Raw genomic sequence first — 12,132 nt, 5'->3', positions numbered from 1 at the left:
CTGCCCGGTCTCTCGGTGAGCGCGGTCAACTTCGATTCGCAGCTGGCCAAGACCGACCTGCACGTCACGATGGTCGATCACTATGCCGAGGACGGCACGGCGGCTGAGCTCGTGGCCGAAATCGGTTACGCCGTCGATCTTTTCGACGAGTCCACGGTGCAGAGTTTCGCGGACCGCTTCGTGCGCGTGCTCGACGCGGTGATGGCCGACGGAACGGTGCGGGTCGGCGAGATCGAAATGCTCGACGCGGCCGAGAGCGATCGGATCCTGCGCGTCTGGAACGACACCGGGCACGAGGTCGACCCGGCCGCGACGCTGGTGTCGCTGCTGGACGCGACCGTGGCCGCGTACCCGAAATCGGACGCGATCGTGGCGGACGGACCGGGTGAGTCGCGACAGGTCCTGACCTATGCCGAGCTCGATGTTCGGGTGAATCGGTTGGCGCGGTGGTTGGTCGGTCGTGGTGTGGGTGCGGAGGATCGGGTGGCTTTGGCTATCGGTCGTTCGGTGGATTTGGTGGTGGCGATGTATGCGGTGGCGCGGGTGGGTGCGGCGTATGTGCCGTTGGATCCGTCGCAGCCGGTGGATCGTGTGGATTATATTTTGGAGACGGCGGCACCGGTGTGTGTGTTGTCGACTTCTGCGGTGTTGGGTTCGTGGGGTGGTTCGTCGCTGGGGTGGGTGGCGGTTGATGAGTTGGATTTGTCGGGTGTTTCCGGTGCTGGTTTGGGTTCGGGGGAGTTGGTTCGTTCGTTCGGTGCTGCGAATACGGCGTATGTGATTTTCACGTCGGGTTCGACGGGTCGTCCGAAGGGTGTGGCGGTGAGTCATGGGGCGATTGCGAATCAGTTGTTGTGGAAGGTTTCGGAGTTCGGGCTGGATACTGCTGATGCGTTTTTGTTGAAGACTGCTGCGACGTTCGATCTTTCGGTGTGGGAGTTCTGGTCGGCGGCGGTGTGTGGTGGTCGTTTGGTGATTGCGGCGCCGGATGGGCATCGGGATCCGGGGTATTTGAATGAGTTGATGGCTCGTGAGTGGGTGACCACGTTGCATGTGGTGCCTTCGATGTTGGATGCGTTGACCGCGGGTGAGTTCCCGGGTTCGGTGTGGCGGGTGTTGGCGATCGGTGAGGCGTTGCCGGGTGCGTTGGCGCAGCGTTTCTTGCGGGATTATTCGCGTACCGAGTTGTTCAATTTGTATGGTCCGACCGAGGCTGCGGTGTCTGTGACGAGTCATCGGGTGACGGTGGCGGATCAGGGTTCGGTGTCGATTGGTGTGCCGGAGTGGAATTCTCGGGTGTATGTGTTGGATGGTCGGTTGCGGCCGGTGCCTGAGGGTGTTTCGGGTGAGTTGTATTTGGCTGGTGTGCAGTTGGCGCGTGGTTATTTCGGTCGTGCGGATTTGACTGCGGATCGTTTTGTGGCTGATCCGTTCGGGGCTGGTTCTCGGATGTATCGGACGGGTGATTTGGTTGCTTGGCAGAATGGTGAGTTGGAGTATCGGGGTCGTACCGATTTCCAGGTGAAGATTCGTGGTTTCCGGATCGAGTTGGGTGAGATCGAGGCGGCGTTGTTGGCGTTGCCGCAGGTGGCGCAGGTGGCGGTGATCGCCAAGGCCGATCCCAGGATCGGAAACCGCTTGGTGGCCTATCTGGTGCCCGCCGGCGCGGAGACGGTGGATCTCGGACAGCTCAGCCCCGCCCTCGCCAGGGTGCTGCCGTCCTACATGATCCCGGACGCCTACGTGGTGCTGGACGCTCTGCCGCTCACCGTGAACGGCAAGCTGGACCGCAAGGCCCTGCCGGAACCGGAATTCGAGACCGCGATCTTCCGGGAGCCCACGACACCGATGCAGCGCATCGTCGCCGAGGTGTTCGCGGAAGTGCTGGGTGTGGAGCGGGTCGGTCTGGACGACGACTTCTTCGCGCTGGGCGGCAACTCGCTGGTCGCCACCCGGGTCAGCGCGCGCCTCGGAGCCGTGCTGGATTCGCGGGTGCCGGTGCGCACCCTGTTCGAGGCCCCCACGGTGACCGCCCTGGCGGCGGCTCTGGATTCGCAGACCCACGCCGGGCGCGGTATCGAGCTGGGCAGCCTGGCGCGCCCCGAGCGGATTCCGCTCTCGCTCGCCCAGCAGCGGATGTGGTTCCTCAACCGTTTCGACACCCAGTCGGCCGCCTACAACGTGCCGATCGCGGTGCGGTTGACCGGTGCGCTGGATGTGGACGCGTTGCGCGCTGCCGTCGCGGACCTGGTGAGCAGGCACGAGATCCTGCGCACCGTCTACCCCGAGACCGAATCCGGTCCGGTGCAGGTGATCCTGCCGGCGGCGGAGGCCGTGCCGCAGCTGGACGTGCGGACGGTTGCGCCGGACGAGGTCGAATCCGCTGTCGGCGCACTGATTTCCACCCTGTTCGACGTCACCACGGAGGTGCCGGTCAAGACGGCGCTGTTCCAGATCGACGGTGCGGCAGCGGAATACGTGCTCGCGATGGTCGTGCACCACATCTCCGGTGACGGCTCCTCGGTCGCGCCGCTGACCCGTGACCTGATGACCGCCTACGCGGCTCGGACCATGGGCGCGGCGCCGGGCTGGGCCCCGCTGCAGGTGCAGTACGCCGACTACTCGATCTGGCAGCGCGAGCTGCTCGGCAACGAGGACGACGCGGAATCGCTGGCGGCCAAGCAGGTCGCCTACTGGCAGCGGGCACTGGCCGATCTGCCGGATCAGCTGGATCTGCCCTCGGATCGCCCGCGACCGGCGGTGCAGTCCTTCGCGGGCGGCCGGGTCGACCTGCGGATCGACGCGGCCACCCATCAGGCGCTGATCGAACTGGCGCGCGCCGAAGGCGCGACGTTGTTCATGGTCGTGCACACCGCGCTCGCGGTGCTGCTCGCTCGCCTGTCGGGTAGCGACGACATCGCCATCGGTACGCCGATGGCGGGCCGCGGCGAAGCCGTGCTCGACGATTTGATCGGCATGTTCGTCAACACGCTGGTATTCCGTACCAAGGTGGATCCGGGCGAGCCGTTCACCGAATTGCTCTCGCGGCAGCGGGATATCGACATCCAGGCGTTCGCCCATGCCGATGTGCCGTTCGAGCGGCTGGTCGAGGTGCTCAACCCGGTCCGTTCGACCGCGCGGCATCCGCTGTTCCAGGTGGGTCTTTCGTTCCAGAACCTGGCCCAGTCGTCGCTGGAGCTGCCCGGTCTGACCGTGGCCGGTGTCGAGATCGACACCAAGCTCTCGCAGTTCGATCTGCACCTGATCGCCACCGACCGCTACGGCGCTACCGGTGACGCGGAGGGCATCACCGGCTTCTTCACCTACGCCACCGATATGTTCGATCACGACACGGTGCGGGGCTTCGTCGATCGGTTCGCGCGTCTGCTCGGTGAGATCGTCGCGACGCCGCGCACCCCGGTCGGCGATATCGAACTGCTGGACCCGGCGGAGCGCGCCGAGTTGGTGGTCGGCCGTAACGACACCGCGCACGTGGTGGACGACGCGGCGACGCTGGTGTCGTTGCTGGACAAGACGGTCGCCACGTATCCGGAGTGGGAGGCACTGGTCGCCGACGACGGTGCCATGCTGACCTACGCCGAGCTCGACGAGCGGGTGAATCGCCTTGCCCGGCACCTGATTTCACTGGGTGTCGGACCGGAAGCCCGGGTCGCGCTCGCTATCCGTCGTTCGGTCGATCTGGTGGTCGCGATGTACGCGGTCGCCAAGGCCGGTGGCGCCTATGTGCCGGTGGATCCGGACCAGGGCGCCGAGCGGACGAACTACATCCTCGAGACCGCGGCCCCGGTGTGTGTGCTGACCACCGCCGAGGTGGGCTTCGACACCGATGTCGCGCCTTCGGTGCGCATCGACGAACTGGATCTCGACGCGCTGAACGGTGCGCCGGTCCGGGACTCGGATCGGCTGACGCCGCTGCGTCCGTGGAATACGGCGTATGTGATTTTCACGTCGGGTTCGACGGGTCGTCCGAAGGGTGTGGCGGTGAGTCATGGGGCGATTGCGAATCAGTTGTTGTGGAAGGTTTCGGAGTTCGGGCTGGATACTGCTGATGCGTTTTTGTTGAAGACTGCTGCGACGTTCGATCTTTCGGTGTGGGAGTTCTGGTCGGCGGCGGTGTGTGGTGGTCGTTTGGTGATTGCGGCGCCGGATGGGCATCGGGATCCGGGGTATTTGAATGAGTTGATGGCTCGTGAGTGGGTGACCACGTTGCATGTGGTGCCTTCGATGTTGGATGCGTTGACCGCGGGTGAGTTCCCGGGTTCGGTGTGGCGGGTGTTGGCGATCGGTGAGGCGTTGCCGGGTGCGTTGGCGCAGCGTTTCTTGCGGGATTATTCGCGTACCGAGTTGTTCAATTTGTATGGTCCGACCGAGGCTGCGGTGTCTGTGACGAGTCATCGGGTGACGGTGGCGGATCAGGGTTCGGTGTCGATTGGTGTGCCGGAGTGGAATTCTCGGGTGTATGTGTTGGATGGTCGGTTGCGGCCGGTGCCTGAGGGTGTTTCGGGTGAGTTGTATTTGGCTGGTGTGCAGTTGGCGCGTGGTTATTTCGGTCGTGCGGATTTGACTGCGGATCGTTTTGTGGCTGATCCGTTCGGGGCTGGTTCTCGGATGTATCGGACGGGTGATTTGGTTGCTTGGCAGAATGGTGAGTTGGAGTATCGGGGTCGTACCGATTTCCAGGTGAAGATTCGTGGTTTCCGGATCGAGTTGGGTGAGATCGAGGCGGCGTTGTTGGCGTTGCCGCAGGTGGCGCAGGTGGCTGTGCTGGCGAAGTCGGATGCGCGTACCGGTGATCGGTTGGTGGCGTATGTGGTGCCGGCTGAGGGTGGTGTTGATGTCGGTGCGGTGAAGTCGGCGTTGGGTGCGGGTTTGCCGTCGTACATGGTGCCTTCGGCGTTTGTGGTGCTGGATGGGTTGCCGTTGAATGTGAATGGCAAGTTGGACCGGAAGGCTTTGCCGGAACCCGAATTCGAGACCGAAGTGTTCCGCGCACCGTCCACCCCGGTGGAGGAAATGGTGGCCTCGGTGTTCGCCGAGGTGCTGGGTGTGGACCGGGTCGGTCTGGACGACGACTTCTTCGCCCTGGGCGGCAACTCGCTGGTCGCCACCCGGGTGAGCGCGCGCCTCGGCGCGGTGCTCGGCGCACGGGTGGCCGTGCGGACCTTGTTCGAGGCGCCGACCGTGGCCGCGCTCGCGGCGGCCCTGGATTCGCAGACCCACGCCGGACGCGGTATCGAGCTGGGCAGCCTGGCGCGACCGGAGCGGATTCCGCTTTCCTACGCCCAGCAGCGCATGTGGTTCCTGAACCGGTTCGATCCGGATTCGGTGGCCTACAACGTGCCGGTCGCGGTGCGTCTCAGCGGTGCGCTCGACGTGGCCGCGATGCGGTTGGCGGTGGCCGACGTGGTCGCCCGCCACGAGGTGCTGCGGACGGTTTATCCGGCCGACCGCGACGGTGTCGCCCACCAGGTGGTGCTGCCGGTGGGGCAGGCGGTTCCGGAGCTCGAGGTGCGTTCGGCCGGTTCGGCCGATGTCATGACCGCCGTGGTGGAGCTGTTGTCGTCGGTCTTCGACGTCACCAGCGAAGTGCCGCTGCGGGTCGCGCTGTTCCGGATCGACGACGCGGCCACCGAGGAATACGTCCTGGCCGTGGTGGTGCACCACATCTCCGGTGACGGTTCGTCGATGGCCCCGTTGACCCGCGACCTGATGACCGCCTACGTGGCACGCGCCGCGGGGCGGGCGCCCGGCTGGTCGCCGCTGGCGGTGCAGTACGCCGACTACTCGGTGTGGCAGCGCGCGTTGCTGGGTCACGAGGACGATCCGGACTCGTTGGTGTCCAAGCAGATCGGCTACTGGCAGCACGCGCTCGCCGGGCTGCCGGATCAGCTGGATCTGCCCTCGGATCGCCCGCGCCCGGCGGTGCAGTCCTTCGTCGGCCGCAGTGTCGAGGTGTCCATCGACGCCGAAACCCACAGCGGGCTGGCCGAATTGGCGCGCGAGCAGGGCGCGACGCTGTTCATGGTGGTGCATACCGCCCTGGCGGTACTGCTCGCTCGGCTGTCGGGTACCGACGACATCGCCATCGGCACGCCGATGGCGGGCCGCGGTGAGGCCGTGCTCGACGATGTGATCGGCATGTTCGTCAACACGCTGGTGTTCCGCACCGGCGTCGACGGGAACGCGGCGTTCAGCGATCTGCTCGCGCGGCAGCGCGAGATCGATCTGCAGGTGTTCGCCCATGCCGACGTGCCGTTCGAGCGTCTGGTCGAGGTGCTCAATCCGGAACGTTCGCAGGCCCGCCATCCGCTGTTCCAGGTGGGCTTGTCGTTCCAGAACCTGGCCAAGACCGGCTTCGAGTTGCCGGGCCTGTCGGTGTCCGGCGTCGAATTCGACGCCGAGGTGTCGCAGTTCGATCTGCACTGGATCGTGGCCGACCAGTACGACGAGTCGGGTGCGCCCGCGGGTATCGCCGGCTCGGTCACCTATGCGGTGAGCATGTTCGACGAGGCCACGGTGCGTGGATTCGTTGCCCGGTTCGTGCGTCTGCTCGAGCAGATCGTCGCCGCGCCGAAGACCGCGGTCGGTGACCTGGAACTGCTGGATCCGGCCGAACGCGATCGAATCCTGCTGGAGCGCAACGAGACCCGGCACGAAGTCGACGCGGCGGCGACGCTGGTGTCGCTGCTGGACCGGACGGTGGCCGCGGATCCGCGGCGGATCGCGCTGGTCACCGACGACGGCGCCACGCTGACCTATGCCGAGCTCGATGTTCGGGTGAATCGGTTGGCGCGGTGGTTGGTCGGTCGTGGTGTGGGTGCGGAGGATCGGGTGGCTTTGGCTATCGGTCGTTCGGTGGATTTGGTGGTGGCGATGTATGCGGTGGCGCGGGTGGGTGCGGCGTATGTGCCGTTGGATCCGTCGCAGCCGGTGGATCGTGTGGATTATATTTTGGAGACGGCGGCACCGGTGTGTGTGTTGTCGACTTCTGCGGTGTTGGGTTCGTGGGGTGGTTCGTCGCTGGGGTGGGTGGCGGTTGATGAGTTGGATTTGTCGGGTGTTTCCGGTGCTGGTTTGGGTTCGGGGGAGTTGGTTCGTTCGTTCGGTGCTGCGAATACGGCGTATGTGATTTTCACGTCGGGTTCGACGGGTCGTCCGAAGGGTGTGGCGGTGAGTCACGCCGCGATCGCCAACCAATTGCAATGGAAGGTCGCCGAATTCGGCCTCGACGCGACGGACGCGGTGCTGCTGAAGACCGCCGCGACGTTCGACTTGTCCGTCTGGGAATTCTGGTCGGCCGCGGTATGCGGTGGCCGTCTGGTGATCGCCGCCGCGGACGGGCACCAGGACCCGGGCTACCTGAACCAGCTGATGCGTGACACCGGGGTGACCACGCTGCACGTGGTGCCCTCGATGCTGGACGCGTTGCTGATGGAATCCGAGGGCGTGCTCAGCGACTCTCTGGCGCGCGTGCTGGCGATCGGTGAGGCGCTGCCGGCCTCGGTGGCGCAGCGGTTCCGTCGTGGCAATGCCGCGGAGCTGTTCAACCTCTACGGTCCGACCGAGGCCGCGGTGTCGATCACCAGTCATCGGGTCGGTGACGCCGATCAGGGTTCGGTGTCGATTGGTGTGCCGGAGTGGAATTCTCGGGTGTATGTGTTGGATGGTCGGTTGCGGCCGGTGCCTGAGGGTGTTTCGGGTGAGTTGTATTTGGCTGGTGTGCAGTTGGCGCGTGGTTATTTCGGTCGTGCGGATTTGACTGCGGATCGTTTTGTGGCTGATCCGTTCGGGGCTGGTTCTCGGATGTATCGGACGGGTGATTTGGTTGCTTGGCAGAATGGTGAGTTGGAGTATCGGGGTCGTACCGATTTCCAGGTGAAGATTCGTGGTTTCCGGATCGAGTTGGGTGAGATCGAGGCGGCGTTGTTGGCGTTGCCGCAGGTGGCGCAGGTGGCTGTGCTGGCGAAGTCGGATGCGCGTACCGGTGATCGGTTGGTGGCGTATGTGGTGCCGGCTGAGGGTGGTGTTGATGTCGGTGCGGTGAAGTCGGCGTTGGGTGCGGGTTTGCCGTCGTACATGGTGCCTTCGGCGTTTGTGGTGCTGGATGGGTTGCCGTTGAATGTGAATGGCAAGTTGGACCGTAAGGCTTTGCCGGAACCCGAATTCGAGACCGCCGCCTTCCGCGCGCCCTCGACCCCGGTCGAGCAGATCCTGGCGGAGGTCGTCGCCGAGGTGCTCGGCGTCGAACGAGTCGGCACCGCCGACGACTTCTTCGGCCTGGGCGGCGACTCGATCCGGGCGATTCAACTGGTGGCGCGGGCCAAGGAACGCGGCGTGCTGTTCACGCCGCGGGACGTGTTCGGGCAGCGCAGCATCGCCGCGCTGGCCGAGGTCGCGACCCTGCGCGCGGGAGCGGGGCAGCAACGACTGCCCGAGCTGCCCGGTGGCGGCGTCGGCGAGATTCCGTTGTCGCCGACGGTGCTGGCAGCCTTGGCCGACGGTGGGTCCTCGCCGCGCTTCGCCCGATCCGTGGCACTGCGACTGCCCGGCGACATCGACCGGGAGACCCTGGTCGCGATGATCGACGCTGTCGTTCGGCACCACGACGCGCTCCGCGCCCGGCTGCGCCACGACGACGCCGTACCGGGCGCCGCGGGCTGGCTCTTCGAGACGCTGGATCGCGACGCGATCGACGTCGGCGCCCTCGTGCACCGGGTCGAGGTGCCCGGCGCGATCGGCGCGGCCGGGCTCTCGCAGCTGGCTCGCGCCGAATACGAAGCGGCCCTGGGTCGTATCGATCCGGCGCACGCGGTGCTGACCCAGTTCGTGTGGTTCGCCTTCGACGGCGATCAGCCGGATGTGCTGCTGGTGGTCGGGCACCGTTTCGTCGGCGACGAGGCGTCCTGGCGCATCGTGGTCGCGGATCTGGCGGTGGCCTGGTCGCAGCTGACGGCGGGACAGCCGGTCGCGCTGCCCGCCACCGGCACCTCGATGCGGCGCTGGGCGCACGCGCTCACCGAAGCCGCGCACGACCCGGCTCGGACCGCCGAACTGCCCTTCTGGCAACAGATTTCGGAGACTCCGGATCCGCTGCTGGGCACCCGGGCGTTCGACCCGGCGATCGACACGGTCGCCACGGTCGAGCGGGTGGACGTGAGCGTGCCCGCGGGTGTCACCGAGGCAGTGCTGACCGCGATTCCGGAGCTGTACCGCGGCGCCGCCACCGACAGCCTGCTGTCGGCGCTCGCGCTTGCCGTTTCCCGCTGGCGCGGCGAAGCGGCGGGCGGTACGGCCCTGGTGCGGTGTGTGCACACCGACCGGACGGCGAACAGTGTTGCCGGTGTTGACCTTTCGCGCACCGTCGGCTGGTTCGCCAGCGAATCCCCGGTTCGGGTGGATCTGGCCGGCGCCGACCTCGACGCGGCCTTCGCGGGCGAAACCGTCCTGGGCGGCGTCGTGAAATCGGTGAAGGAACAGCTGCTGGCCGTGCCCGGCAACGGCCTCGGCTACGGCCTGCTGCGGTACCTGAACGAGGACACCGCCGACCAGCTCGGTGGTCTCGGGCACGAGGTCGCGGGTCAGATCAGGTTCGCCTACGCGGGCCACCTGCCGACCGGCGCCACGTTGACCGACTACACCGATCAGCCGGTCGAGGTGGGCTGGATGCCGGTGGCCGAACTCGGCCTGCCGGATACGGATCTGGACCCGGGTATGGCGGCCGCCGCGACGGTCGACATCACCGCGTGCGTCACCGACGGGGCGGACGGTCCGCGACTGCGCACCTCCTTCGCCTATCCGGCCGGTCTGCTGAACCGCGCGCGGGTGCAGGAGCTCGCCGAGCTGTGGCTGGCGGCGCTCACCGCGCTGGCCGCGCACGCCCGGCAGCCGGAGGCCGGCGGCCACACGCCGTCGGATCTCCCGCTGGTGTCGGCGGAACAGTCCGATATCGAGGTGTGGGAACGCGACTACCCGGCGCTGGCCGAGGTGTGGCCGCTCTCGCCGCTGCAGTCCGGCCTGCTGGTCGAGGCCGCGTCGAGCCGCTCGTCGATCGACGGTTACACCATGCAGGCGGTGGTGGACCTCGGCGGCACGCTCGACGCCGCGAGGTTGCGGGCGGCGGCTCAGGGCATCCTGGATCGCTACCCGAACCTGCGCGCCTCCTTCACCACGGACTCGGCCGGCCGGCCGGTCCAGGTGATCCAGGCGGCGGTCGAGGTGCCGTGGCGTGAGGTCGACCTGACGACCTCGCCGCGGGCCGAACGGCTCACGGAATTGCAGCGCCGGGTGACCGTCGATCGCGAGACCCGCTTCGATATGGCGGCGGGGCCGTTGCTCCGCTTCACCCTGTACCGCACCGATGAGAGCACCTGGCAGCTGGCGGTCACGACGCACCACATCCTGCTCGACGGCTGGTCGCTGCCGCTGCTGATGCGGGATCTGCTGGTGCTGTACGCGGTGCACGGCGATACCGCCACGCTGCCGGAGGTGCCGTCCTACCGCGAGTTCCTGTCCTGGCTGGCCGGGCGGGACGAGCCGGGATCGTTGGAGGTGTGGCAGCGAGCCCTCGCCGGGCTGACCGAGCCGACCCAGTTGGCGCCGCAGCCGCGGACGACCGACACCGGCCGGGTCGGAAAGCTGGTCACCGAGTTCGACGCCGAGGACACCCTGCGGATCGCCAAGCACGCGGCCGCGCTCGGTGTCACGGTGAACACGCTGGTCCAAGCGGCGTGGGGTCTGGTGCTCGGGCGCCTGACCGGTCGCACGGACGTGGTGTTCGGCGCCACGGTGTCCGGTCGCCCGGCCGAACTGCCGGGCGTGGAGTCCATGGTGGGTCTGTTCATCAACACGCTGCCGGTGCGGGTTCGCGTCGAGGACCACGGGTCCGTCGGCGAGTACCTGCGTGGCCTGCAGCTCGACCAGGCCGAACTGCTGGACCACCACTACGCGAATCTGACCGATATCCAGCGGGTCGCCGGTGCCGGAGCGCACTTCGACACTCTGCTGGTGTTCGAGTCGTATCCGGTGGACAAGGAGGCCATCGCCGCCGCCAACTCGATCGACGGCATGTCGGTCACCGGCGTCGGCGTCGCGGACACCGTCACCAGCTACCCGCTGTCGCTGGTGGTGACCGCCGAGTCGACGATGGAGCTGGCCTGGACCTACCGGACCGCCTGGTTCACCGATGCGGAGGCCGAACGCCTCGCGGCGCGGATGCACCGGGTCCTGGAGGCTCTGCTGGGCGATCCCGCGACACCGGTCGCCGACATCGACATCCTCGATGCCGCGGAGCGGGCGGCGCTGCTCGGTGCCGCCGGCTCGGCCACCACCGAGGTCGTGCCCACGCCGGCTACCGCGGATTCCGGTTCGCAGACGGTGGCCGAGGTGCTCGCCGCGGCCGCCGGGGCGGATCCGTTCGCCGCGGCGCTGGTGGTCGGTGACGCCGAAGTCGCCTACTCCGAGCTGGACTCGAGCTCCTCGCAGCTGGCCCGGGTGCTGATCGGGCGCGACATCGGTCCCGGCGACACCGTCGCCGTGGCCCTGCCGCATTCGCCCGAGCAGGTGCTCGCGCTGTGGGCGGTGCAGAAGGCCGGTGCCGCGGCACTGTTCGCCGGAGACCTCTCCGTCGACGAAATCCGTTCCGCCGGAGCTGATTTCGCCATCACGGGGGAGCCGGTGGACGGCTCGCCGCGCGCGCTGGTGCTGCTGGATCCGGCGACGCAGGTCGAGGTGGCCGCCGCCGGGGCCCATCCGGTGTCCGATGACGAGCGGGTCCGCCCGCTGCGCGCGGACGATCCGGCCTTCGTGTTGCCCGCCGTGGATGCGTCGGCGTCGAGTGTGCTCAGCCAGGCACAGGCGCTGGAGCGCGCACGCACGCTGTGCGCGGAGCACGAGATCGACTACGAGGCGGTGACATACACCACAGCCGCGTCGGGTCCGGCGGCACTGTCGGAGTTCCTGGCCGCGGCCACGGTCGGCGCGCTGTCGGTGCTGCCCACCGGCGATTCGGCGACCGACCGCGCAGATGGCGAGGTCACCCACTGGTTCGTGCGCCCGGATGAAGCGAACGAGAAGGAGGCCACCGATGCCGGGGTGCGTATTGTTGCCGACTAA

Annotated in this window: 1 protein-coding gene (cut by a window edge); it reads left to right on the top strand. The window is 67.2% G+C overall.

The window, feature by feature from the left end:
- A protein-coding gene (locus BJ987_RS02040) for a non-ribosomal peptide synthase/polyketide synthase (protein WP_307869417.1) crosses the window boundary here: on the top strand, nt 1-12,132 show its final stretch. The gene continues 31,446 nt to the left of window position 1, outside the view; 12,132 of the gene's 43,578 nt are visible here — the last part of the coding sequence; its start codon lies beyond the left edge, outside the window; its stop codon occupies nt 12,130-12,132.

This window comes from Nocardia goodfellowii, assembly GCF_017875645.1.
GTDB classification, from domain to species: domain Bacteria; phylum Actinomycetota; class Actinomycetes; order Mycobacteriales; family Mycobacteriaceae; genus Nocardia; species Nocardia goodfellowii.
The sequence above is the reverse complement of the archived record's forward strand: the minus strand, read 5'-3'. Positions and strand labels throughout refer to the sequence as shown.